Below are 22,990 nucleotides of genomic sequence, written 5' to 3' on the forward strand. Positions count from 1 at the left end.
TTATGGAAGATCATCAATACGAGAAACCGCCGCTTTTCAGCCGCTGGAGCACCTGGTACGCCCTGGTGATCGGCTGGCTCGTTGCACTGGTCGTGTTCTTTTATTTCTTTACCAAACACTATTCATGAGTTATGCCGACTGGGCTGTGCTCGGTATTACCCTGATCGCCATCATTTTATACGGCGTCTGGAAAAGCCGCGGCCAGCAAAACCTCGACAGCTACTTCCTGGGAAACCGTTCCGTGCCCTGGTACATCGTGCTCCTGTCTATCATGGGCACACAGGCCAGCGCCATCACCTTCCTGAGCGCACCCGGCCAGGCGTATACCGACGGGATGCGGTTCGTGCAATACTACTTCGGGCTGCCGCTCGCCATGGTGGTCATTTCCGCGGTTTTCGTCCCGATTTACAACAAACTGAAGGTCTACACCGCGTACGAATACCTCGAAAACCGGTTCGATCTCAAGACGCGCACCCTTACTTCGTTCCTGTTTTTGCTGCAAAGGGCGCTGTCGACCGGGATCAGCATTTACGCTCCATCCATCATCCTGTCATCTTTACTGGGTTGGAACATTTACTATACAAACCTCTTCATGGGCGGGCTCCTCATCATTTACACGATGTACGGCGGCACGAAGGCCGTGTCTTACACGCAATCGCTGCAGCTGGGGGTTATTTTCGTAGGGATGTTCCTGGCAGGATACATGGTAGTAAAACTGTTGCCTGCCGATATCGGATTCTCCGATGCGTTGCATGTTTCGGGCAAGATGGGGAAACTGAACGTGATCGTGACGGATTTTAGCCTGAAAGACCGGTACAATATCTGGAGCGGGGTGATCGGCGGATTTTTCCTGGCGCTGTCGTATTTCGGGACAGATCAGAGCCAGGTGGGCCGCTACCTCACCGCCCGCGACCTGACCGAAAGCCGGATGAGCCTGCTGATGAACGGGCTGGTGAAAGTGCCGATGCAATTCCTCATCATGCTGATCGGCGCGCTGGTGTTCGTGTTTTACCTGTATTTCAAGGCGCCGATCAATTTCAACGAAGGCCTGATCCAGCAGGTGCACCAGTCGGAATACGCCCCGCAGATGCAGGCGCTGGAGCAACGCTTTGATTCGCTGGAAGGCGTGCGGCAAACGCAGGTTAAAACCCTCGTGACGGCGCTCGACGCTAAAAACGAAACCGCCATCCGCACCGCGCAGGCCGGCCTGAAGGCCTCCGAGACCGCGTCCAACTCGATCCGCGACGAAGCCAAAACCCTCATCCGCGAAGCCCTTCCGGCCGCAGATACGAGCGATACGAACTATATTTTCCTCCATTTCGTGGTGCATAACCTGCCCAAAGGGCTCGTAGGCCTGCTGATCGCCATCATCTTCCTCGCATCGTGGGGCAGCATCGCGGCCGCGCTCAATTCCCTCGCGTCTACCACCATGGTGGATTTCTACAAACGGATGTACAAACCCGAAGCCAGCGACCACGAATACCTGCGCGCGTCCAAATTCTGGACGCTCATCTGGGGCGTCTTCTCCATCGGCGTGGCGCTGTTCGCCACCAACCTCGGCAGCCTCATCGAAGCCGTGAACATTCTCGGGTCATTGTTTTACGGGACGATCCTGGGGATTTTCGTGGTGGCCTTCGCCATGAAGCGCATCCGGGGCAACGCCGTTTTCTGGGGCGCGCTGCTGGCGGAAATCGCCGTGATCACCGTGTACCTCTCCGATATCGTTTCCTTCCTCTGGCTGAACGTGATCGGCTGCGTGCTCGTGATGCTTTTTTCTGCCATCCTCCAACCCATCCTTCCATCCCCCCAAACCAAACAGCCGGCGTAACACCGGATCCGGAATAAAAAAAGAGGATGGCCCCTTACGGACCATCCTCTTTTTTTACGATCACTTTTCCGGTTACAGGGTAGCGATCAGCTTTTCGTTGAGGGCTACGTAGTCGGCGTTGTTGGCAGCTTTCGCCAGCTCGGTGGATTTGGCGGCAGTGGCTTTGGCGCCGGATTTGTCGCCGGCTTTTGCCTGCATGCGGGCTTTCTGATAGAACATCCAGAAGGCTTTGGCATTAGCGGGCTCAGCCAGGGCCTGGTCCATCCACTTGATGGCCTGGTTCACGTCGCGGCCGGATTCGAAGTAGTACATGGCGGCCTGGAAGTAGGGCTTCTTGTCGCTTTTCATGCCTTCTTCGATAGACGCCATGATCTTGCCGTCGATGTCGGCCGTAACCTGGATGGGCACCATCGTCCTGTCCCACAGGATCATCATGGTCATGGAGCTGGGCGCCACGTCACCGAAGGTGATCAGGAACGATTCGACGGAGAAGGGCATTTCGGTAACGTCTGCAGTGAAGCGCACGACGTCTTCTGCGGGGTTATACCCGTCGATCCCCCAGTTTTTGAGGCCTTTGTTGACGATGATTTCCCAGCTGTTGCGGTTGGGAATGGCATAAAGCACGTATTCGCCTGCGGGCACGGGTTTGCCGTTGAGCTTCACGTCTTCTCCGAATTTAACGCGGGTGGCTGCGTTGGCCCCCATGCGCCAGATCTTGCCGTAAGGCACCAGGTCTCCCATGATGGTACGGCCTTTCATGGCCGGACGGGAGTAGGAAACTTCCACGGAAGACAGGGCGAAGTCCTGTTTGATGGTCTGGGCAGGGCTAGGGGCGGGCAGTTTCACCTGCGCCTGGGCGGTAACGGTCATCACTCCGATCGCGGCGGCAGTGAGGAACGCGGATAGTTGTTTCATATTGATTTTGTTGTTGTTATGGATAATTGTGTATTTCTGCCATTATTCGACCAGCCCGTTCCGGAAGGCGTATAACACGAGGCCGACGGTGTTTTTCACCCCGAGTTTTTCGAGGAGTTTTTGCCGGAGGCCTTCGACCGTCCGCGGACTGAGAAAAATCTGTTCGGAAATCTCCTGGGTCGTCTGTTCACTGCAAATGAGCTTCAGCACTTCCAGCTCACGGTCGGTGAGCTGTACTTCGTTCTTGAACGTGGGCTTGAACTGTTGCTTGTTTTTATGGAGGACCTTCTTCAGAAGGGCCAGGTTCACATTTTCGTTAAAGTAAAACCCTTTTTCGTAAGTGGTGCAGATCGCTTCGTAAATTTCTTCCGGTTCACTGTTTTTGAGCAAATAGGCATTGGCGCCATTCTCTACGAGATGGACAATAAAGTTGTCGTCTTCATACATGGTGAGGATGATGATCTTGACCTGCGGATACTTCTCGCGGACCTTGATGGTAGCCTGGATGCCGTCCATTTTGGGCATTTTCAGGTCCATAAGGATCACGTCTGGCAGCTGGTCCTGCATGATTTGCAGTAAATGTTCACCGTCCTCCGCTTCAAAAACGACGTTGATGTTTTCGTACGGCGTGAGGGTTTGGATGACTCCGCTCCGGAAAATCTTGTGGTCGTCTGCGATTGCGACCTTAATAGGCAGCAGCATACTGAAAGTTTAAAGATATAGCTATGCTATGGGCTGATAATTCTCCACCCTGATCTCGGCGCTTGTGCCTTTGGGTGAATTTTTTACAAATGTGATGTTTCCGCCGATAATATTCAAGCGGCTTTCGATATTTTTTAGTCCCAGGTGCCCGGTTTTCTGCCGCGAGGCGGCCAGATTCTCGATGAGTTGCTCGTTTCCGTCGTCTTCCACGCGGATGGTGAGCGTTTGCGGGGTGCTTTGATAGGTGATGAGGACCTGCCGGGCTTCGGCGTGTTTGAGGATATTATTCATCAGTTCCTGGACAACGCGGTAAACGTTGAGGGCTTTTTCGCGGTCTACGGGGAAAGTGCTCCCGTCTGTCCGGAACTGGATGGCGATCTGCCGGTTTTTGTTCATGAGGCTGGCGAAGGAGTCGAGCGCATGGCTGAGCCCCAGGTTTTCCAGCGTGGTGGGGTGGAGGCTTTGGGAGATGAAGCGGAGTTGCTGGATGATGGTGTCTGTGAATTCCTTCGTTTCCTTGATCCGTTCCTTTTCCCCGTTTCCGGCGAGCTGCTGGAGGGAATTGAGGCTAAGCTTGAGCACGGAGAGCTGGGCACCGACTTCGTCGTGCAGGTCTTCGGCTATTCTTTTCCGTTCGATTTCCTGGCCCTGGAGCACCGCTACGAGGCGTTCCTTCTGCAGCTGGAGGTCTTTATCCTTGAGGATGAGTTTGTACTGTACCACCTGCTTTTGTTGCAACACCACCATGATGACCACGAAAATACCGAGGCTCATCATAACGATCGTACCCGCCAGAATTAATTGCAGCGTGTTCATGATCTCGCTCGTTTGATTTTTAAGAGCCCAATATAAAAAACTATTACCTGAATGATGCCGGCGATCCATCCGAGGCCCTGGGTGATCCGGAAAAGATTGATGATTTCCGGGCCGGGCTCGTCGTTGAGCAGGAAGTTGAAAGACAGGTAAAGGATGAAGTTACAGCACTGGTAAACGAAAATGCCGGAATTGAACCAGAATTCAGGTATGGAGGTGATGTAGATGGAACGTTCGATGAGGGTGTTGTCGCGGACGAGCTGCATGAAGAACAGGATGCCGTAGACGATGAGCACGAAGGTGCGGACCGACACGAAGATGGAACTGAAGCCGCTGGGGCCGCTGATCCAGAAGAAATCGACCACGAAAAGGACGGTGATAGCGGGTATGAGGCCGCGAATGATTTTTTTGGTATGGGGCTTTTTGAGGACTTTAATATAGAACCAGGAAAGGATGTAAAACCCTATCAGGAACATGACGGCATGCCATGCCAGGTTATGTCTGAAAATACGGGCCAGCATTTCGGCCCCAACGCTCAGTACGGCAGAATAAATGGCGTACACGTACATGATACGTTGGTCCTTATCGAACAGCCTGTAGTTTAAAGTGAAGGGGATCAGAAGCAGGACTTCGATCCCCATCATGAAATAAAAAATGTAGTGATGCAGCGGCACGTAATAGACTTTATCCTTGATTTACTCGATGTCAGAATTCAGGGGGTTCGCTACTTTGGGGCAGTCGAAGGGGCAGAATCCGTCGGTGATCAGGGCTCCGGTATTGGCGGAAGCTTTCTTCCCGACGCTCCGGGTCTGGGCCGGCAGGATATCTTCACCATCGGCATCCGTGGCAGTGAGCACGAAATGCTTGTCCACCTTACCGTCTCCGTCCACGTCCAGCCCGTAATAAATGCGAAGACCGATCGCGCCTTCCTGCGAAAGCAGTTCGTTCAGTTTATCGATCCCGAAGAACTGGGACATGACGGGATCCTTGTGCTTTTTGCGGTCCAGCTGATCTACCCGGTAGTTTTTCGTGAGTTTGGCGGCATGCGCCAAGGGGATGAAAATCCCCGTGTCTTTCTTAAACTTTGACATGGTGTTTCATTTAGGAGTTAGTAATAATGAAAAAAAAGTTGCCGGTAAAATTATCACAAAATCCCAATCCTCAAACTGTTGCTGAAAACGCCTGCCATGGCTGTCATGCGTATTGAAAATCAGGTATAATTGCCGCCACTGCGGATTTGGCAGCATGGGGGAGGGCCCTGGCGAAGGGGATTTTACGTAATCCACGCGTAAAAATGCGTAGAAGTACGCATTCGGTATTTCCCGTGATAGTTCGCTTGATTAAGGCCCGAAAACGCTCAACCTTTGTACGGTGGAAAATGACCATGTAGACAGCGCAATCAAAGGCCTTTCTACCATAGTTTGTTTCGTTAGTATGCAGAGGGCTCCCGGTGCCCCAAAACCGGATGTAACACAGCGTACCCCAAAATGTAAAGCCCAAAGTGAATCGCCATGAGTTACCTATTGATCGGCAACATCTCTGCGTTGATCTGTGAGGAGTGCATGGAACCCCTGGCCGACGCGCGCATCAGGATTTACCTGCCCGAAGGCCCGCACGACCCCGATGTTCTGGCCCGCGGTATCTTCAAAGATCTGCGACAGATCCCCGGCACCCAGGTGAGGGCCAAGGCAGACCGCCTCCTCGCCGAAGCCGACCTCGACGGCAAAGGGAACTTCTGCCTGTCGTGGGACGAGAGCCACCTGTTCACCGAACCGCTGGAACTCGACATAACACTCAACAGCGTGCCCGGCGCACGCAACGCAAGAGAAGGAAGTGCACAGTACCATCTGAGCACCTTCGTGCCCCATTGGAAAAGAGACCGCGACAAGTTCCTCGCCGCATTCGCGTACGTGGTGCCTGCCGCAAAATGGTCTAACATCCGTCGAGACTTCGGCGCATGGGCCGTAGCCGGGACCGTCCGCCATGCAGACACCGGTGAAGCCCTGCGGACCGTAAGGGTCGAAGCCTATAACGCCCTCAACGATAAACTGCTGGGCCGCGGCTATACCAACGAGCTGGGAAGGTATCAACTCTACTTCTCCCGCGAAATGCTCACCGGAAGCCGCATGATGCAGATCATCCGCGAAGGCAGATATGGGATTTCCGACTCGCCCGACGTCTACTTCAAAGTCTTCGACCGCGGCCAGACCGTGCTCGAAGAAGACGGTTCAATAGCCCGGCAACCCGGCCGGCGGCGGATCGCCCACTGCTCACGGCAGAACCTGAACGCCAGGCCTGCAACCCAACCCCGAAAAACCGGCTCCTTCTCCGGATGGATCAATGGATTCATCTCCGGGAAAGTCCGCAGTCAGAATAAGGACAAATATGTAATGTACTAATCTGACCATGATGGAAAGCCCCAAATACGACAACAGCTACCTGCATTCAGCCAAGCCGCCAAAGGTAGCTGTTCTTTCCCTTTCTGACATCATAGACAAGTCCCTATAGCTCCAAACCCGGTCTGGTCCCAGGACCGCCGGGCGTTGCCATAACCCTCGCAGCTATTTATTATCACAAACAAGTTTGAGAAACATTACCGGTTGAATGCCGGATGGAACTGCACGAGCATATCGCGGAGGTATTCGCGGTTGAGATGGGTATAGATCTCGGTAGTGGTTATGCTTTCGTGGCCCAGCATTTCCTGGACAGACACCAGGTCGGCCCCGGCTTCCACCAGGTGCGTGGCGAAGGAATGCCGGAAAGTATGGGGCGAAATATTCTTTTTGATGTTCGCCAAAACGGCCAGCTCCTTGATGATGAGGAACACCATCACCCGCGTAAGGCCTCTTCCCCGGCGGTTCAGGAACAATATGTCTTCATGCCCCCGGGCGATATCGATCCTGCTCCGGAAGTCCTTCCTATATATATTAATGTGCTCGACCGTAGAATCACCGATGGGGATCAGCCGCTCCTTGTCGCCCTTCCCCGTCACCCGGATAAATCCCTCCTGGAAATACAGCTGCGAAAGCCGGAGCCCCACCGCCTCGCTCACCCGCAGGCCACAGGCGTACATCGTTTCCAGCAGGGCGATGTTGCGCTGCACGAGGTGCGCGTCGTTGGGGATTTTCTGCCCAGTTTCCGGGTCTAACTTGTATTCGCCCGTCTTCGGGTCTTTTTTGTACCCCACATGCTCCGGCACCCGGGCGATCATGGCGTCGATCTCCTCCACACTGAGGAAATCGGGCAGCTTGCGGGGCGTTTTGGGCGCCTCCAGCAACTGCGAAGGATCGTGCGGGATCATATCTTCCAGCAACAGGTACCGGAAAAACGTCCGGATCCCGGAGATCATCCGCGCCTGGCTGCTGGCCGTCATCCCCAGTTCCGCCACCCAGCGCACGCACCCCTCCAGCTCTGCCAGCGAAACGGATGCCGGTCCAACAGGTTTGCCGGCCTGCAGGAGGTACCGCGTCAGGATCTTCACATCCCGCTCATACGCCTCTATCGTATGCGCCGATAAAGAACGCTCCATCCGCAAATGGACCTTAAACCCGTTGATCGATGCTTCCCACATAAAAGTAAAAATACCGCAATGCCCCGAAACTATTTACTTGCATTAACAATTTTAATCATGCAAGCGTTAGTATTGGATAAAACGGTTCTAAACCTGCCCTTGTTTGAAAAAATTCAACAAATTCGTTTGAATGTTTAGAAATAAACAAAGAAAAAATACATTCTTTTACTACTTTTATACCCGCTGAATTTTAGCATTAATGTTAAATTGATTGTCTGAATACCACAGTTATGTCTGATTCATCGCTCAAAAGGATACACAAGCTGTTAGTGGCCAACCGCGGCGAGATCGCCGTTCGGATTTTAAGGGCAGCATCGGAATTACGGATCAGAACCGTAGCGATCTTTACTTATGAAGACCGATACTCCCTCCACCGTTACAAGGCTGACGAAGCCTACCAGATCGGGAAGGACGACGATCCGCTGAAGCCTTACCTCGACGTGGAAGCGATCATCCACATGGCGAAGAGCCAGGGGGTGGACGCCATCCATCCCGGATACGGCTTCCTCAGTGAAAATGTGACCTTCGCCCGCCGTTGCCGCGAGGAAGGGATCATTTTCGTAGGGCCCGATCCGGAAGTGATGGCCCAATTGGGCGACAAGGTTGCCGCCAAAACATTGGCGCGCCGCGTGAAAGTGCCCCTGATCGAAGACAGCCAGGTGAAGCTGGATAACGTAGAAACCGTGAGAAAGGAAGCCCTTCGCATAGGCCTCCCCATCATCCTCAAGGCTGCGGCCGGAGGCGGCGGGCGCGGCATGCGCGTGGTGCGCGACGAAAACCAGCTGGAACGTTCATTCCTCGAAGCCCGCAGCGAAGCCGGCAAAGCTTTCGGGGACGACACCATCTTCATCGAAAAGTTCATCGAAGAACCCAAGCACATCGAAGTGCAGCTGATGGGCGACAATTACGGCAACATCGTGCACCTCTATGAGCGCGATTGCTCCGTGCAGCGCCGTTTCCAGAAAGTAGTGGAGATCGCGCCCTCGCCGAACCTCCCCGTGGAAACCCGCGAAGAAGTATATAAATATGCCCTCGCGCTCGCACGCGAAGTGAAATATAATAACGTAGGCACCGTAGAATTCCTTGTAGACCGGCAGAACAAGGTCTACTTCATCGAAGTGAACCCCCGCATTCAGGTGGAACATACGGTGACGGAAGAAGTGACCGGGATCGACATCGTGCGCTCCCAGATCCTCATCGCCAAAGGCCATCAACTGTCTGACCCCGAGATCTTCCTCAAAAGCCAGGACGACGTGCGCCTCAACGGTTTCGCCATCCAGTGCCGCGTAACCACGGAAGACCCCGAAAACAATTTCACCCCCGATTACGGCACCGTGATCGCCTATCGCAACGCCGGCGGCTTCGGTATCCGGCTCGACGAGGGCAGTGCCTATTCCGGCGTGAAGATTTCGCCTTTCTTCGATTCCATGCTCGTGAAAGTAACGGCATCGGGCCGCACGCTTTCCGGCGCCGCCGGCAGGCTGCACCGCACGCTGAAGGAATTCCGCATCCGCGGCGTGAAAACCAATATCCGCTTCCTCGAAAATGTAATTACCCACGATATTTTCCGCAAAGGAAACTGTACGGTTGGCTTTATCGACCAGCACCCCGAGCTTTTCAAACTGTCGCCCATCCGCGACCGCGCCACGAAAACGCTCATGTACCTGGCAGACGTGACGGTAAACGGGCATGTAGACGTCAAAGGCAAGCATGATGGCCGCAAGTTCCGGGTACCGCACGTGCCATCCTTCGACCCCCTGGCGCCGGTGCCCGAGGGCACACGCAACAAGTTGCTGACCATGGGCCGCGAGGAATTCTCCAAATGGCTCCGCAACGAAAAGCCGGTCTATTTCACCGACACCACTTACCGCGATGCGCACCAGAGCCTGCTGGCCACCCGCGTGCGCACCAACGATATCCTCGCCGTGGCGGAAGGGTATGCCCGCAACAACCCGCAAATCTTCTCCATGGAAGTCTGGGGCGGCGCTACCTTCGACGTGGCCATGCGCTTCCTGCACGAATGCCCCTGGCGGAGGCTCCAGCTCATTCGCCACGCCATGCCCAACGTGCTGCTCCAGATGCTGTTCAGGGGCTCCAACGCAGTGGGGTATTCCGCTTACCCGGAAAACCTCATCGCCAAATTCATCGAAAAAGCGGCGGAAAACGGGATCGACATCTTCCGCATCTTCGATTCCCTCAACGATATCGACGCCATGACGCCCTCCATCGGGTTCGTACGCAACAATACGACCTCCCTGGCACAGGCCGCCATCAGCTACACCGGCGATATACTGCACAAGGACAATAAAAAATATACGCTCGATTATTACGTTTCCCTCGCCAAACACCTCGAAGACGCCGGCGCTCACATGCTCTGCATCAAGGACATGGCCGGTCTCCTCAAGCCACAGGCCGCCACCGTGCTCGTTGGCGCCCTGAAAGACGCGGTGAAACTCCCGATCGTACTCCATACCCACGACACCGCCTCCGTTCAGGCCGCCACTTACCTGAAAGCCATCGAAGCCGGCGTTAACGCCGTGGATTGCGCCATCGCCTCCCTGAGCGGGCTCACCTCGCAGCCCAACCTCAACGCCATGGCCGCCATCCTCGAAGGCCACGAGAGAAGCCAGTTCATGAACCTGCCGTCCCTCAACGAATACAGCAACTACTGGGAAGACGTCCGCGAATACTATTATCCCTTCGAATCGGATATGAAAGCCGGTACCGCACAGGTCTACGAAAACGAAATCCCCGGCGGCCAATACTCCAACCTCCGCCAGCAGGCCGAATCCCTCGGGCTGGGCGACAAACTGGAGACCATCAAGCACAATTACGCCGTGGTGAACGACCTGTTCGGCGACATCGTGAAAGTGACCCCTAGCTCCAAAGTAGTAGGCGATATGGCACTGTTCATGACCGCCAACGGCCTTACCGCCGCCGATGTGCTCGACGAATCCCGCAACCTGGCGTTCCCCGCCAGCGTTCAGGGCTTCTTCAAGGGCGAGATCGGGCAGCCTTACCAGGGCTTCCCCGAGAAAATGCAAAAGATCGTGCTGAAAGGGCAGGAGCCCCTGAAAGGTAAACCCAACGCACATCTTGCACCGGTCGACTTCGATAAGGACTTTGCCGCTTTCCAGCTGAAATATCCCCTCGCCGAATTCCTCGATTACCTCAGCTATCACATGTTCCCGAAAGTATTCGAAGAATACTATCAGCATGCACAGGTATACGGCAACGTGGAAGCCATCCCCACACCGGCTTTCTTCTACGGGCTGAAACTGGGTGAGGAAATCCTCATCACGCTGGGCAAAGGCAAGACCATCATCGTAAAACTGCTCTACGTACTGCCGGCCGACGAAAGCGGCATGCGCACCGTAGTATTCGAACTGAACGGTTACGCCCGCCGCGTGCAGGTGCGAGACCGCTCCGTGAAGAGCGAAGTGCCCGCCAACAAAAAGGTCAGCAACACCGAACAGGAAGTAGGCGCGCCGCTGCAGGGCAAACTGTCGAAAATTCTGGTGAAAACCGGCGACTCCATCGGCGCCAACACCCCGCTGTTCATCATCGAAGCCATGAAAATGGAAACAACGGTGACGGCCACACGCGAATCTAAAGTGAAATCCGTCCTTCTGCGCGAAGGCACCATGGTACAGCAAGACGACCTGGTGGTGGAACTCGAATAATTTTGATTTTAAGATTGGTTATAGGCCTCCCGGGAACCGGGGGCCTTTTTTGTCGCCACGACCCGTCGCTTCAACAGGACAGATCGCTGCATCGACGAACGGAGGTGTTTTTACAGGCCGGCTTTCCCGCGCTTCCGGGGGCAGGTCGAGCGACTTTCAGACCGCCATCGTCATACATTGGCCCGAAGGCAGGGGTGATCACGGGTTCCCGATAGTGATGTATTATCCGTAAAATAAAGCACCCGCCGGCTGGCGGGAGCTTCTTTCATATACGGACTGCTGCTAACTGAGGGAATATAGTGATCCTGTCCAATACGGGTCGGTCAACAGGAAAGGGAAGTAAAAGCCCTGCGAAAATACGTCCGCCGGCAATCCCGGCCTACCGTATTAATACGCGAATTCAAAAAAAAGGCGGTACCGAGGTACCGCCTTTCGTTCGTTATTCCGGGGCCGGATTAGAACTTCTCCAGGCCGGAGAAGAAGAAATTACCTTCGATAGCCGCGTTTTCGTCGGAATCGGAGCCGTGAACGGCGTTACGGCCGATAGATTCTGCGTAGATCTTGCGGATGGTGCCTTCCTCAGCCTGGGCCGGGTTGGTGGCGCCGATCAGTTTGCGGAAATCTTCCACTGCGTTCTCTTTTTCGAGGATCGCCGCCACGATGTGGCCGCTGCTCATGAACTCAACCAGCTCGCCGTAGAAGGGGCGCTCTTTGTGCACAGCGTAGAATTCGCCGGCTTTCTCAGCGGAAAGGCGGGTCAGTTTCATTGCGGTAATGCGGAAGCCTGCAGCGCAGATCTTGTCCAGAATGCCGCCGATGTGCCCGTTTGCCACAGCGTCGGGCTTGATCATGGTGAAAGTTTTGTTGCTCATATTGGTAATTGGTCGTTATACGTGAGAAAATGCCTTTTTGCGCCGCAAAAGTAATCACATTTTGTTTACCCGTAAAAAATTTTGAAATTCTGGCGCAATTGGTGAACTTCGCACTTCATTTGCTTAAACGAAAATAACACGCCGCAAGGCAGTCGCAACCTTTAAAAATCATAGTTTTAGGAATGAAGCCGATCGAGGATATCAAGCCACTGCTGGAAAGCCCCAAGAAGGTGGTCATCACCATGCATCAAAAACCGGATGCCGACGCTATGGGCTCTTCCCTGGCCATGTATCACTACCTGCGGCGTAAGGGTCACGACGTAACGGTTATTTCTCCCACCAACTTTCCCGACTTCCTGAAATGGATGCCCGGATGTGACCAGGTGCTGGATTTCGAGTCGCAGAACGAAAAGGCCCTCAAAGCCATCGATGGCACCGAGATCCTTTTCTGCCTGGATTTCAACGCCATGAGCCGCACCCGTAACATGGAACCGGTTCTGGAAAAGCTGCAATGCGTGAAAGTCATCATAGACCATCACCTGGAGCCCCAGCCCGTATTCGATTTCGGCGTGAGCGACACTACCGCCGCCTCCACCGCCCAACTCGTGTACGAGATCATCTACCGCTTGGGCGACGAGCATTACATCGATAACGACATCGCCCAGTGCATTTACGCCGGCACCATGACCGACACCGGATCTTTCCGGTTCGCTTCTACCAGCGCCCGGGTCCACCGCATGGTGGCGGATTTGCTGGAACGGGGGCTCGAACATGAGTATATCCACCAGGCCATTTACGATAATTTCCTCGAAAACCGCCTCCGGTTCATCGGCCATAGCCTCCTGAACCGTATGGAAGTCTTCTACGAGACCAATACCGCCATCATGGCGATCCCCTACAGCGACCTGAAAAGGTTCGATTTGCAGACGGGAGACACGGAAGGACTGGTAAATTTCCTTTTATCCATCCAAGGCATTAAATTAGCGGCGCTGATCATCGACCGGAATTCCGAAGTGAAGCTGTCTTTCCGTTCCAAAGGCAACTTTGACGTCAACACCTTCGCCCGGAAATACTTCGAAGGCGGCGGCCATTTCAACGCCGCCGGCGGCAGAAGCGCCGATTCGCTCGATCGCACCGTTCAACGATTCATCCGTGCCATGCACGAAAACGAAGATATTTTGCAATAACATAGTCCGGACGGCACCCGGTAAGGGTTTCGGCCACAACACACGTTTCATAAACTCAATCGTAAAGATGAAAACAAACAATCTGTTACTTGTTGCGCTGGGAGGTCTTGCTCTGGCCAGCTGCGGTAAAAGCGGCCCGAGAAAAACCCCGGGTGGCATCGAGTTCATCGTTCCTAAAGAAGGTAAAGGTGACAAACTGAAAGAAGGCGATACCATCGTGGTTCACTTCTCCTCTTTCCTGAACGACTCCCTCATGATGTCGTCCCGCGAGCAGGCACCCACCGGTATGCCGCTGGTACTGCAGAAATCCCAGAACAAGTATGACCTCATGGACGGTTTCGCTATGCTGACCGAAGGCGACAGCGCCGTGTTCCTGCTGCCTGTTGATTCCATGCCGCAAATGCCTCCCATGGCTAAGAAAGGCGACGTAATGAAAGTTGCGTTCGTGGTAGAAACCAAGTATTCTTCCGCCAAACAAAACCAGAAAGACGAAAAGGAAATCGCTGAATACATCAAGAAGAACAACCTGAACACCCGCAAGTCTCCCAAAGGCGTCTACATCGCCGAGACGGTTGTTGGTACTGGCGCACAAGCCAAAGCCGGCGACGAAGTGAGCGTGAACTATACCGGTAAACTGCTTGACGGTACCAAGTTCGATTCCAATACCGACAGCACCCTGCGCCCCGGCATGCCGCTGGAGCCCCTGAAATTCAACGTAGGCGAAGGCCGCGTGATTCCGGGATGGGACGATGCGCTGGCCCAGCTGAAAGCTGGTTCCAAAGCCACCCTCGTTATCCCATCTTCCCTGGCTTACGGCCTGAACGGCTCCGGCCCCTTCATCAAGCCGAACAGCATCCTGGTGTTCGACGTGGAACTGCTCGACGTGAAACCCGCCGCAGCAGCACCCGTAGCTCCGGCTCCTTCCAAATAAGCAACAGCAATAGATTGCAGATATCGAAAGCCCGGCCATCGCACCGGGCTTTCCTGTTTCAGGGCAGTTTCAAAATTCACCCTGTTAGCAAAAATTAAAAAAGCCCTGTCCGAAAAAGACAGGGCTTTTATCTCGATAGATGATACGTCAAAGAAACTTCCCGCGAACCCGCGCATCCGGGACCATACAAACATCCATCTTCCCGAACCAGCGGTAGCGGTTCCGCGCGATCCAGTCGTACACCGCATCTCGCAGCATCCGCGGAACAATGACGAACACCCACAGCAGATTCCAGGGAAACCCCAGCCCGCGGGCTACCCGCAAAGCCGCCGAGCTCTTCACCCACGATTTCCCTCCGCGTATCAGCACAAAAGAATCCGTTTCCAGGGCGTCGATCCCATGCGTCCGCAAAAGCGACTGACCCGCTTCCGACTGCAAAGGCGCAAACCGGAAAAGGTCGCGCCGGTCGCGCCGGATCACGAAATTCACGCTGCCATTACAAAAATGGCAGACACCGTCGAACAATATGACGGCTTTGTCGTGCATTAGTGGATACCGGTATAGTTATGCGGCGTGATGGCTTTCAGCTCTTTTTTCAGGGCGGCCGTGATCTTCAGTCCGTCGATGAACTTGTGCATCGTTTTCTGCGTGATCTGTTCCCCGCCGCGCGTGAGCGCTTTCAGCGCTTCGTAAGGCTGGGGATAGTTTTCGCGGCGCAGCACGGTCTGGATGGCTTCGGCCACCACGGCCCAGTTGTGCTCCAGGTCTTCGTGGAGCCTGGCCGCGTTGAGGATGAGCTTGTTCAGCCCTTTGTCGAGGCTCTTCAGCGCCAGGAGGCTATGCGCGAAAGGAACGCCGATGTTGCGGAGAACAGTGGAATCCGTCAGATCGCGCTGCAGGCGCGAAATGGGCAGCTTGGCCGCCAGGTGTTCGAACAGGGCGTTGGCGATGCCCAGGTTGCCTTCGGCGTTCTCGAAATCGATGGGGTTCACTTTATGCGGCATGGCGGAGGAACCTACTTCGTTCTTCTTGATCTTCTGCTTGAAGTAATCCATCGAAATGTACGTCCACACATCGCGGGAGAAGTCGACCAGGATGTTGTTCACGCGTTTCAGCGTATCGAACTGGGCCGCAATATTATCGTAATGCTCGATCTGCGTGGTAAACTGCATACGTTGCAGACCGAGGGTGTTGTTCACGAATTTATTCCCGAATTTCTCCCAGTTTACCGCCGGGAACGCCACGTGGTGGGCGTTGAAGTTGCCGGTGGCTCCGCCGAACTTGGCGGCGAAGGGGATTTCTCCGAGGAGCTTCACCTGGCCTTCCAGGCGCTCCACGAACACCTGGATCTCTTTACCGAGAATGGTGGGGGAAGCGGGCTGGCCGTGGGTGCGGGCGAGCATGGGAACGGCTTTCCAGTCTTTGGCCAGCTTTTTCAGGTGGATGATGAGGTTGGAGATGGACGGGAGATATATATGCTCGATGGCTTCTTTCCAGAGCAGGGGCGTGGCGGTGTTGTTCACGTCCTGGGAAGTGAGGCCGAAATGCACCCATTCCAGTTTATCTTCCAGCCCGAGGCGTTTCAGTTCGTTTTTAAGGAAGTATTCCACCGCCTTTACGTCGTGATTCGTCACTTTTTCCGTGTCTTTCACCAGCTGGGCCTGCTCCACGGTGAAATCGCGGTAAACGGCGCGCAGGGCGGGAAGCTTGGCTTTGGGTAGGGTGAACAGCTTCTGTTCGGACAGGGCGATGAAATATTCCACCTCCACCTGTACACGGTACCGGATCAACGCAAATTCGGAAAAATAAGGGGCCAGTTCTTCGAGCTGACCTCTGTAACGCCCGTCTACCGGGGAAATAGCAGTTAAAGCTTGTAATTGCATCATGTTAATATTATCCTGTCAATAAAGCCCCCGGTTATCCCAAAGCAGGTAATTACGGGAATTACTTTAATTTAGCAGGCTCAAAATTACAGAAATTGGAACGGAAAGTAAAAGTAGCAGCAGTGAGTTATCTGAATACGAAGCCTTTATTATACGGATTCAGGGAACACCCGGTACTGCGGAACATGGAACTGACGGTGGATTACCCGGCAAAAATAGCCGGAGAACTGGTGGAAGGAACGGTGGACGTAGGGCTCGTTCCGGTAGCGATCATCCCGAAAATGAAGGAATCGCACATAATTTCCGATTTCTGCATCGGCGCGGAAGGCCCGGTAGCGTCCGTCTGCCTCTTCAGCGAAGTGCCCCTGCAGGATATCAAAAGAATATATCTCGATTACCAGAGCCGCACCTCCGTGGCGCTCCTCAAAGTGCTCGTGCGCGAATACTGGCGCCTGGACGTGGAGTTCGTGGAAACCACAGGCGATTACCAACACCTTATCACGGGTACGGACGCCGCCCTCGTTATCGGCGACCGCGCCCTTAGCCAGCGGCTGATCTCGTCTTTCATCTACGACCTGGCCGAACACTGGATCCGCTTCACCAGCCTGCCATTCGTGTTCGCAGCCTGGATCAGCAACAAACCGTTGGACATCAAGTTCATCCAGCAATTCAACGACGCCAACGCCATCGGCCTCAACAATATCCCCGCCGTGGTGGGTGAAAACACCTATGGCGCCTACGATCTGACCGTCTATTACACCAAAAACATCAGCTACCGCCTCACGCCCAGCAAGCGCCAGGGATTGACGCGTTTTTTAAGCTATCTGCAATAATCCCGCAGGATTTGCTTAAATTAGGATAGAAGCAAATCTGTTCGGTATGAAGATCGCCATCCTCGGGTCCGGCGACGTAGGCCTGACGCTGGCCGCCGCTTTTTCGGAGCGCGGCCACGCCGTGATGATCGGGACCCGGCACACGCAAAAGGAAGGTTTGCGGGATTGGCTCCAGGCCCATCCCGCCGCCCAATCAGGCACATACTCGGAAACCGCCGCCTTCGGGGAAGTTATCGTGCTTTGCACGGGGTGGACCGGCACCAAAGCCGCCATTGAAATGGCCGGTATCTGGAATTTCAAGAAAAAGATCGTGATCGACGTGACCAACCCGCTGGACGGGAAAGGGCCCGACGCGGCCGGGCGCCTGCACCTGGCCACCGGCCACGCCAAATCGGGCGGGGAGCAGGTACAGTCGTGGCTGCAGGACGCGCACGTCGTCAAAGCCCTCAATACCATCGGCAACACCCGGATGGTGGCGCCTTCGTACGAAGACGGCACCCCGGCCATGTTCATCGCCGGTAACGACGATCTGGCCAAGCTCGCCGTGACCGACATTCTTGGCCAGCTGGGCTGGAAAGACGTGGTGGATGTGGGAGAAATCCCTATGAGCCGGCACCTCGAATCCATGTGCGTGGTCTGGTGCGCATACGGCTTCCGGAATGGCAGCTGGAACCATGCCTTCGCCCTCCTCCGGAAATAACCTTACTGCTCCGCTGCCTTCGTATGCTTCCGGAATGCCCGGATAGCCAGCGCAGCGCCCAGCAGGGTGAGCGTCGCCGCCATGAAAAAGGGCGCGCCGGGGAGATGGACCGTTGCGCCTTCCTGCGTGCAGAAATGGAAAAGGCCCGTCATCAGCAGCGGCCCGATGATGTTCGTCAAACTGATCAAACTCGTAAACGTACCCTGCAGCTCGCCCTGCTCGTTGGCCGGCACCTGGTTGGAAACCACCCCTTGCAGGCTGGGGCCGAATATCCCGCCCAAACCGTACAGGCCCAGGATGGGGAACATCATCCAGCCCTCCGTGGCCAGCGCGAATAGCAGGAAGGAAACCCCGTAAATCAGCAGCCCGATATATACCGCCCGGTGGTAGCCCAACTTCGGCAACAAGATCCGGATCAGCCCGCCCTGCACGATGATGAGCATCAATCCCGCGAATGAAAGCGAATAGCCCACCATCTTTTCCGTCCATGTAAATACGAACATGGTATAATAGGTCCAATTGCTCTGGATGGCGTGCGTAGCGGTGTAAATCAGCACCACGGAGCCCAGCAGCGGATAAATGTACCGGTACCGCTTCATCTGCCGCAGCCCGCCCCAGGGGTTGGCGCGCGACCAGTCGAAAGCTCTGCGGTTCTCGGGCTTCAACGATTCGGGGAGGATGAAATAACCGTAGAGCGCATTCAGCAAAGAAAGCCCGGCCGTCAGGAAGAAAGGCGCCCTGATGCCCCAGGTATGACTCACCAGCCCGCCGATCACCGGCCCGAGCATAAAGCCGATGCCCACGGCCATGCCCAGCAGCCCGAAGTTCTGGGCGCGCTTTTCAGGGGTGCTGACGTCGGCGATGTAGGCGGAAGCGGCGGTCATGCTGGCGCCCGTGATCCCGATGAAGATCCGGCCTACGAACAGCCAGAAAATATTGGGCGCATAGGCCAGGAACAGGTAATCGATGCCCATGCCGGCCATAGACAGCAGCAGTACCGGCCGGCGGCCGTATTTATCCGAAAGCCCGCCCAGGATGGGGGCGAAGAAGAATTGCATGAAGGCATAGGCGAAAGTGAGCCATCCGCCATACCAGGCAGCATCGCTTTCGTTGCCGCCGATCAGTTGTTCGATCAGTTTGGGAACCACGGGCATGATGATCCCGAACCCGATAAAGTCGATGAGTAACGTAATGAAAATGAAGGTCAATGGCCCCGAGAATCGCCGCATTATGTGGTAAAATTTGCGCAAAACTACAGGAATCGGGATACGAAAGGGCCTCTAAATGACATATGGCATTCGTGGAATGATGTTTGCCGAACATTGTGTATAACATCATTGTTTCACTTTAAATCCCTTTATTATGTTACGTTGGGCAGTCATTTTCCTGATCATCGCCATTGTGGCGGCCATATTCGGGTTCGGCGGCATTGCGGCGGGCGCCGTGGGCATCGCCAAGATCCTTTTCTTCATATTCCTGGTATTGTTCCTGATATCCCTCATCAGCGGGCTTATCCGCCGGTAGGATCAGTTTTCCTGCATGGAGATCAGCTGGATGGCGTCGGGACAGGCGGCGAAGGCGTCTTTGAGGCGCTCGCCGTGGGTATCGGTGATGAAAACCTGCCCGTAATCGGGCTGCAGCACCAGTTGAATGAGCCGGGAAACCCGCTCCTGGTCCAGTTTTTCGAACACATCGTCGAGCAACAGGATGGGAGGGAAGCACTTGTGCGTCCGGATCGCCTCGTATTGTGCCAGCTTGAGCGCGAAAAGAAAGCTCTTGCGCTGGCCCTGCGAGGCGCTCGATTTCATGGGGTGCTCGTCCAGCAGGAACAGGAGATCGTCGCGATGAATGCCCTGGGTCGTCCGTTGCACCTGTTTGTCGCGCAGCCTGGACTGTGCCAGGAGCGTGGCCAGCGGCTGTTCCAGCAATTGGCTCTGGTAGCGGAAAGCCACGGTTTCATGGCTGCCGGCGAGGTAATCGTATCGTTCCTGGACCTGGTCGATGAACGCGGGCAGGAATGCCTTCCTTGCTTCGAACACGGGCGTGGCGTGCTGTACGAGCTGTTCGTCGAAGATGTCGAGCAGCGGATCGGGGCGCTGGACCATGGAGGCCATGGTTTTGAGCAGGGAGTTCCGTTGCTGGAGGATTTTATGGTAGGCGAGGAGATGATCGAGGTAACCGGGCACCAGCTGCGACAGCAACCCGTCGAGCCACTTGCGGCGGTCTTCGCTACCGCCAAGGATGATCTCCGCATCGTCCGGCGCGATCATGACGGCCGGGAAGTGACCGATATGACGGGAGAAGCGGTCGTACGGCTCATCGTTGAGCGCGATGTCCTTTTTCCCGTCTTTGACCGTACAGACGATCTTTTCGGGTTGGTCGTGGCGGACGAGCGACGCTTCCAGCCGGAAACCGTTCGTGGTGTACTGGACGTTCTGGCTTTCGATGGAGCTGAAATAGCTTTTGGTGAAGCAGAGATAATATATGGCGTCGAGCAGGTTGGTTTTGCCCGATCCGTTCCTGCCGGTGATGCCGACGATGCGGGAACTGAACCGGAAGGTGCGGTGCGAATAATTCTTGAATTGCGTGAGCGCTATGGAGGATATCGTCAACAAGCTGTCTGAATGGTTTGAACTGCCGGAATGCCGTCTGCCGCAAGGCGTTAAGACATCCTTCTGCAAAATTGCTTGAATTTGCAGATTTTCCTGTTATATTTGCGAACAAATTTAGAAATAGTGCAAACTTTAACAGACGTGAAAACGAAATTCACCAAAGAGACATATCTGTACTGGTACGAATTGATGCTGTTACTGCGTCGCTTCGAGGAGAAGTCAGGGCAATTATACGGAATGCAGAAGATACGCGGTTTCTGTCACCTGTACATAGGTCAGGAGGCGATTGCGGCAGGCGCTATGACGGCCACGAAACCCGGCGATAAATTTATTACGGCATATCGCGACCACGCTCTGGCGATCGCGAAAGGTATTTCGGCGAAGGCCTGCATGGCCGAGCTGTACGGTAAAGCAACCGGCTGCTCGAAAGGCAAAGGCGGATCGATGCACTTTTTCTCCAAGGAACACGGATTTTTCGGCGGTCACGGTATCGTGGGCGCACAAATCGGCACCGGCGCAGGCCTGGCATTCGCCGAGCAATACCTGGGCACAGACAATGTAGTGCTCGCATTTTTCGGAGACGGCGCCGCCCGCCAGGGTATGCTGCACGAAACCTTCAACATGGCCATGCTGTGGAAACTTCCCGTAATTTTCATTTGCGAGAATAACCACTACGCCATGGGTACTTCCGTTGAACGTACCTCCAACGTACTCGATATCTACAAACTGGCAGACGCTTACGAAATGCCCGCCGATTCTATCGACGGCATGAGCTGCGAAGCCGTTCACGAAGGCATCGCCCGCGCGGTGGCCCGCGGCCGTGAAGGCGGCGGACCGACCCTGCTGGAAATCAAAACCTACCGCTACCGCGGCCACTCCATGTCCGACCCGGCCAAATACCGCACCAAGGAAGAAGTGGAAGAATACAAACAGCGCGACCCCCTCACCATCGTGGAAGAAACGCTGCTGAAAAACAAATGGGCTACCGAAGCCGACATCGAAGCCATCGCGGAAAGAGTTAAACAGGAAGTGGAAGAATCCGTTCAATTCGCGGAAGAAAGCCCCTGGCCGTCTGACGACGAGCTGCTGAAAGATGTTTACGTCCAGCAAGACTATCCGTTCATCGTCGACTAAATCCATCCCTGTCTACCTATTATAGTTCATTATGCAAACAACCATGGCAGAAAATAAAAACACCAAACAGCCGGAAAAGGCGGTGAAAAACCAGGACTTCGACCTGCAGGCATCTGCAGACAGGGCTTCTGATTTCTACAGCAAGAACAAGAACGTCATCAACATCGCACTGCTGGCATTCGTGCTGGGCTTCGGCGGGTACTTCGCCTACAAGCGTTTCGTGAAAGCTCCGGCAGAAGTGAAAGCACAGGAAGCCATCTTCCAGGCGCAGCACTTCTTCGCAGCCGATTCCCTGAGCAAAGCGCTCAACGGTGACGGTAACAATTACGGTTTCCTCCAGGTGATCGATAAATACGGCAGCACCAAAGCCGGCAACCTCGCCCACTACTATGCTGGCGTTTGCCACGTTCGCCTCGGTGAATTCCAGAAAGGGATCGACCAGCTGAAACAATTCTCCAGCTCCGACATCGTGATCTCTTCCATCGCCAACGGCCTCATCGGAGACGCTTACATGGAACTGAACAACGCTGCGGACGCTGTTAGCTACTACAAAAAAGCAGGCGCTACCGATAACGAGATCACTTCGCCCATGTACCTCATGCGCGCAGGCCTGGCCCTCGAAAAAGCCAACAAGCCTGATGAAGCGATCGCCGTTTACCAACAAATCAAACAAAAATACCCCCGCACCAACGAAGGCCGTGAAATGGAGAAATACCTGGCAAGATTGGGCGTGGTGAAATAATCCGGGAAATGTCCGTACACAATCAGACTTTACTCAACAACACTGGCATTCTTCAACTGGAGGGTGCCAGTGTTGTTATTGTATCTACAGAATGGAACGATTTCGTCACCAACGAACTGGTGGCGGGTGCCGAACGTACGCTCACCGAGCAGAAAGTAAACTTCAGCACCTACATCGTGCCGGGGTCTTTTGAGCTGCCGTTCGCCTGCAAACAAATCTGGGAACAAACCCGCGGCACCGGCGCCCAGCCGTCTGCCATCATCGCCTTCGGATGCGTCATCCGCGGAGAAACCCCGCACTTCGATTACGTGTGCAAGGCCGTGACAGACGGGATCCTCGAACTGAACCTCGAGCTCCCCATCCCCGTGATCTTCGGCGTGCTCACCGTTAACACCGTAGAACAAGCCACTGACCGCCTCGGCGGCGCTCACGGCCATAAAGGGGAAGAAGGCGCGCTCACCGCCCTCAAGATGATCGGATTTCAGCGTCAACTGGCAAAAAGTGCCCGATAATAGCGAAGTTAACAGCAGCTTGAACTGCTTGCAGCCCTTAACTTTGTCTGCTCATTACCCAAACTGATACCA

23 protein-coding genes are annotated in these 22,990 nt (G+C 54.8%); 12 read left to right on the forward strand and 11 right to left on the reverse strand.

All coding sequences use genetic code 11. The annotated features are described in order from the left end of the window. Positions 1 to 2: 2 nt before the first annotated feature. Together EJ361_RS25975 and EJ361_RS02700 are read left to right on the forward strand one after the other, a co-directional pair. Positions 3 to 128, forward strand: a complete 126-nt coding sequence (locus EJ361_RS25975; RefSeq protein WP_262707048.1) for a hypothetical protein — start codon at positions 3 to 5, stop codon at positions 126 to 128. Continuing rightward, positions 125 to 1,828 carry a sodium:solute symporter gene (locus EJ361_RS02700; RefSeq protein ID WP_126243796.1) on the forward strand — a complete coding sequence of 568 codons (1,704 nt, stop codon included), beginning with the start codon at positions 125 to 127 and terminating at the stop codon, positions 1,826 to 1,828. The genes EJ361_RS25975 and EJ361_RS02700 overlap by 4 nt, the downstream gene beginning before the upstream one ends. Positions 1,829 to 1,900: 72 nt before the next feature. On the opposite strand, the gene EJ361_RS02705 is transcribed toward EJ361_RS02700, so the two are convergent. Genes EJ361_RS02705 through EJ361_RS02725 form a run of 5 tightly spaced genes read right to left on the reverse strand, consistent with a single transcriptional unit; the run spans position 1,901 to position 5,349 of the window. Beyond that, the gene (locus tag EJ361_RS02705) at positions 1,901 to 2,743 is read right to left on the reverse strand and encodes a DUF2911 domain-containing protein (RefSeq protein ID WP_126243797.1); all 843 of its coding nucleotides are present in this window, start codon (positions 2,741 to 2,743) and stop codon (positions 1,901 to 1,903) included. Positions 2,744 to 2,785: 42 nt separating this feature from the next. Continuing rightward, the gene (locus EJ361_RS02710) at positions 2,786 to 3,445 is read right to left on the reverse strand and encodes a response regulator transcription factor (protein WP_126243798.1); all 660 of its coding nucleotides are present in this window, start codon (positions 3,443 to 3,445) and stop codon (positions 2,786 to 2,788) included. A gap of 21 nt (positions 3,446 to 3,466) precedes the next feature. Continuing rightward, complete coding sequence (locus EJ361_RS02715) at positions 3,467 to 4,261, reverse strand: sensor histidine kinase (protein WP_164714055.1); 795 nt, start codon at positions 4,259 to 4,261, stop codon at positions 3,467 to 3,469. Further along, positions 4,258 to 4,902, reverse strand: a complete 645-nt coding sequence (locus tag EJ361_RS02720) for a hypothetical protein (protein WP_126243800.1) — start codon at positions 4,900 to 4,902, stop codon at positions 4,258 to 4,260. The genes EJ361_RS02715 and EJ361_RS02720 overlap by 4 nt, the downstream gene beginning before the upstream one ends. 51 nt (positions 4,903 to 4,953) lie before the next feature. Then, positions 4,954 to 5,349: a hypothetical protein gene (locus EJ361_RS02725; RefSeq protein ID WP_126243801.1), complete on the reverse strand. Its 396-nt coding sequence runs from the start codon at positions 5,347 to 5,349 to the stop codon at positions 4,954 to 4,956. Positions 5,350 to 5,769: 420 nt separating this feature from the next. Here EJ361_RS02725 and EJ361_RS02730 point away from each other — a divergent pair, with 420 nt between their 5' ends. After that, positions 5,770 to 6,657 carry a hypothetical protein gene (locus EJ361_RS02730; RefSeq protein WP_126243802.1) on the forward strand — a complete coding sequence of 296 codons (888 nt, stop codon included), beginning with the start codon at positions 5,770 to 5,772 and terminating at the stop codon, positions 6,655 to 6,657. Positions 6,658 to 6,851: 194 nt separating this feature from the next. Here EJ361_RS02730 and EJ361_RS02735 read toward each other — a convergent pair whose 3' ends face one another. Further along, positions 6,852 to 7,829, reverse strand: coding sequence for a site-specific tyrosine recombinase (locus tag EJ361_RS02735; protein ID WP_205686908.1), 978 nt, complete (start codon positions 7,827 to 7,829; stop codon positions 6,852 to 6,854). Between the two features lie 230 nt (positions 7,830 to 8,059). Between EJ361_RS02735 and EJ361_RS02740 the strand changes: the two genes are divergently transcribed. Next, positions 8,060 to 11,512 (forward strand): pyruvate carboxylase, encoded by a 3,453-nt coding sequence (locus EJ361_RS02740; RefSeq protein WP_126243804.1) that lies wholly within the window; start codon positions 8,060 to 8,062, stop codon positions 11,510 to 11,512. Between the two features lie 455 nt (positions 11,513 to 11,967). Here EJ361_RS02740 and EJ361_RS02745 read toward each other — a convergent pair whose 3' ends face one another. Continuing rightward, on the reverse strand, positions 11,968 to 12,384 hold the full coding sequence (locus EJ361_RS02745; RefSeq protein ID WP_126243805.1) for a nucleoside-diphosphate kinase: 417 nt from the start codon (positions 12,382 to 12,384) through the stop codon (positions 11,968 to 11,970). 182 nt (positions 12,385 to 12,566) lie between these two features. Between EJ361_RS02745 and EJ361_RS02750 the strand changes: the two genes are divergently transcribed. Beyond that, complete coding sequence (locus EJ361_RS02750) at positions 12,567 to 13,571, forward strand: DHH family phosphoesterase (protein WP_126243806.1); 1,005 nt, start codon at positions 12,567 to 12,569, stop codon at positions 13,569 to 13,571. A 67-nt stretch (positions 13,572 to 13,638) separates the two neighbouring features. Beyond that, positions 13,639 to 14,502, forward strand: a complete 864-nt coding sequence (locus tag EJ361_RS02755; protein ID WP_126243807.1) for an FKBP-type peptidyl-prolyl cis-trans isomerase — start codon at positions 13,639 to 13,641, stop codon at positions 14,500 to 14,502. A gap of 147 nt (positions 14,503 to 14,649) precedes the next feature. Here EJ361_RS02755 and EJ361_RS02760 read toward each other — a convergent pair whose 3' ends face one another. After that, the gene (locus tag EJ361_RS02760; protein WP_126243808.1) at positions 14,650 to 15,048 is read right to left on the reverse strand and encodes a thiol-disulfide oxidoreductase DCC family protein; all 399 of its coding nucleotides are present in this window, start codon (positions 15,046 to 15,048) and stop codon (positions 14,650 to 14,652) included. Continuing rightward, complete coding sequence (purB, locus tag EJ361_RS02765) at positions 15,048 to 16,388, reverse strand: adenylosuccinate lyase (RefSeq protein ID WP_240646529.1); 1,341 nt, start codon at positions 16,386 to 16,388, stop codon at positions 15,048 to 15,050. Before purB ends, EJ361_RS02760 begins: the two co-directional genes overlap by 1 nt. 92 nt (positions 16,389 to 16,480) lie before the next feature. Between purB and EJ361_RS02770 the strand changes: the two genes are divergently transcribed. Then, complete coding sequence (locus EJ361_RS02770) at positions 16,481 to 17,218, forward strand: menaquinone biosynthetic enzyme MqnA/MqnD family protein (RefSeq protein WP_126243809.1); 738 nt, start codon at positions 16,481 to 16,483, stop codon at positions 17,216 to 17,218. 46 nt (positions 17,219 to 17,264) lie between these two features. Continuing rightward, a complete protein-coding gene (locus EJ361_RS02775) occupies positions 17,265 to 17,918 on the forward strand; it encodes an NADPH-dependent F420 reductase (protein WP_126243810.1) in 654 nt (217 codons plus the stop codon). A gap of 2 nt (positions 17,919 to 17,920) precedes the next feature. On the opposite strand, the gene EJ361_RS02780 is transcribed toward EJ361_RS02775, so the two are convergent. Further along, positions 17,921 to 19,147: a TCR/Tet family MFS transporter gene (locus EJ361_RS02780; RefSeq protein WP_126243811.1), complete on the reverse strand. Its 1,227-nt coding sequence runs from the start codon at positions 19,145 to 19,147 to the stop codon at positions 17,921 to 17,923. 133 nt (positions 19,148 to 19,280) lie between these two features. Here EJ361_RS02780 and EJ361_RS02785 point away from each other — a divergent pair, with 133 nt between their 5' ends. Then, complete coding sequence (locus EJ361_RS02785; RefSeq protein WP_126243812.1) at positions 19,281 to 19,442, forward strand: DUF1328 domain-containing protein; 162 nt, start codon at positions 19,281 to 19,283, stop codon at positions 19,440 to 19,442. Positions 19,443 to 19,444: 2 nt separating this feature from the next. On the opposite strand, the gene recF is transcribed toward EJ361_RS02785, so the two are convergent. Further along, positions 19,445 to 20,533: a DNA replication/repair protein RecF gene (gene recF, locus EJ361_RS02790; RefSeq protein WP_126243813.1), complete on the reverse strand. Its 1,089-nt coding sequence runs from the start codon at positions 20,531 to 20,533 to the stop codon at positions 19,445 to 19,447. A 120-nt stretch (positions 20,534 to 20,653) separates the two neighbouring features. On the opposite strand from recF, the gene pdhA reads away from it, so the two are divergent. From pdhA to ribH, 3 genes are read left to right on the forward strand one after another with little or no spacing between them, the layout of a single operon-like run. Continuing rightward, positions 20,654 to 21,664, forward strand: coding sequence for a pyruvate dehydrogenase (acetyl-transferring) E1 component subunit alpha (pdhA, locus tag EJ361_RS02795; RefSeq protein WP_240646530.1), 1,011 nt, complete (start codon positions 20,654 to 20,656; stop codon positions 21,662 to 21,664). A gap of 43 nt (positions 21,665 to 21,707) precedes the next feature. Then, complete coding sequence (locus tag EJ361_RS02800; RefSeq protein ID WP_164714056.1) at positions 21,708 to 22,406, forward strand: tetratricopeptide repeat protein; 699 nt, start codon at positions 21,708 to 21,710, stop codon at positions 22,404 to 22,406. An 8-nt stretch (positions 22,407 to 22,414) separates the two neighbouring features. Next, positions 22,415 to 22,918, forward strand: a complete 504-nt coding sequence (gene ribH, locus EJ361_RS02805; protein ID WP_126243815.1) for a 6,7-dimethyl-8-ribityllumazine synthase — start codon at positions 22,415 to 22,417, stop codon at positions 22,916 to 22,918. The last annotated feature ends 72 nt before the right edge of the window (positions 22,919 to 22,990 follow it).

Source organism: Chitinophaga rhizosphaerae, from assembly GCF_003958645.1.
Lineage (GTDB): Bacteria > Bacteroidota > Bacteroidia > Chitinophagales > Chitinophagaceae > Chitinophaga > Chitinophaga rhizosphaerae.

Bases quoted from the DNA above. Each gene is read 5' to 3' on its own strand.
- EJ361_RS25975 (WP_262707048.1), top strand. From the start codon at position 3: ATGGAAGATCATCAATACGAGAAACCGCCGCTTTTCAGCCGCTGGAGC.
- EJ361_RS02700 (WP_126243796.1), top strand. From the start codon at position 125: ATGAGTTATGCCGACTGGGCTGTGCTCGGTATTACCCTGATCGCCATC.
- EJ361_RS02705 (WP_126243797.1), bottom strand. From the start codon at position 2,743: ATGAAACAACTATCCGCGTTCCTCACTGCCGCCGCGATCGGAGTGATG.
- EJ361_RS02710 (WP_126243798.1), bottom strand. From the start codon at position 3,445: ATGCTGCTGCCTATTAAGGTCGCAATCGCAGACGACCACAAGATTTTC.
- EJ361_RS02715 (WP_164714055.1), bottom strand. From the start codon at position 4,261: ATGAACACGCTGCAATTAATTCTGGCGGGTACGATCGTTATGATGAGC.
- EJ361_RS02720 (WP_126243800.1), bottom strand. From the start codon at position 4,902: ATGATGGGGATCGAAGTCCTGCTTCTGATCCCCTTCACTTTAAACTAC.
- EJ361_RS02725 (WP_126243801.1), bottom strand. From the start codon at position 5,349: ATGTCAAAGTTTAAGAAAGACACGGGGATTTTCATCCCCTTGGCGCAT.
- EJ361_RS02730 (WP_126243802.1), top strand. From the start codon at position 5,770: ATGAGTTACCTATTGATCGGCAACATCTCTGCGTTGATCTGTGAGGAG.
- EJ361_RS02735 (WP_205686908.1), bottom strand. From the start codon at position 7,829: ATGTGGGAAGCATCGATCAACGGGTTTAAGGTCCATTTGCGGATGGAG.
- EJ361_RS02740 (WP_126243804.1), top strand. From the start codon at position 8,060: ATGTCTGATTCATCGCTCAAAAGGATACACAAGCTGTTAGTGGCCAAC.
- EJ361_RS02745 (WP_126243805.1), bottom strand. From the start codon at position 12,384: ATGAGCAACAAAACTTTCACCATGATCAAGCCCGACGCTGTGGCAAAC.
- EJ361_RS02750 (WP_126243806.1), top strand. From the start codon at position 12,567: ATGAAGCCGATCGAGGATATCAAGCCACTGCTGGAAAGCCCCAAGAAG.
- EJ361_RS02755 (WP_126243807.1), top strand. From the start codon at position 13,639: ATGAAAACAAACAATCTGTTACTTGTTGCGCTGGGAGGTCTTGCTCTG.
- EJ361_RS02760 (WP_126243808.1), bottom strand. From the start codon at position 15,048: ATGCACGACAAAGCCGTCATATTGTTCGACGGTGTCTGCCATTTTTGT.
- purB (WP_240646529.1), bottom strand. From the start codon at position 16,388: ATGATGCAATTACAAGCTTTAACTGCTATTTCCCCGGTAGACGGGCGT.
- EJ361_RS02775 (WP_126243810.1), top strand. From the start codon at position 17,265: ATGAAGATCGCCATCCTCGGGTCCGGCGACGTAGGCCTGACGCTGGCC.
- EJ361_RS02780 (WP_126243811.1), bottom strand. From the start codon at position 19,147: ATGCGGCGATTCTCGGGGCCATTGACCTTCATTTTCATTACGTTACTC.
- EJ361_RS02785 (WP_126243812.1), top strand. From the start codon at position 19,281: ATGTTACGTTGGGCAGTCATTTTCCTGATCATCGCCATTGTGGCGGCC.
- EJ361_RS02800 (WP_164714056.1), top strand. From the start codon at position 21,708: ATGGCAGAAAATAAAAACACCAAACAGCCGGAAAAGGCGGTGAAAAAC.
- ribH (WP_126243815.1), top strand. From the start codon at position 22,415: ATGTCCGTACACAATCAGACTTTACTCAACAACACTGGCATTCTTCAA.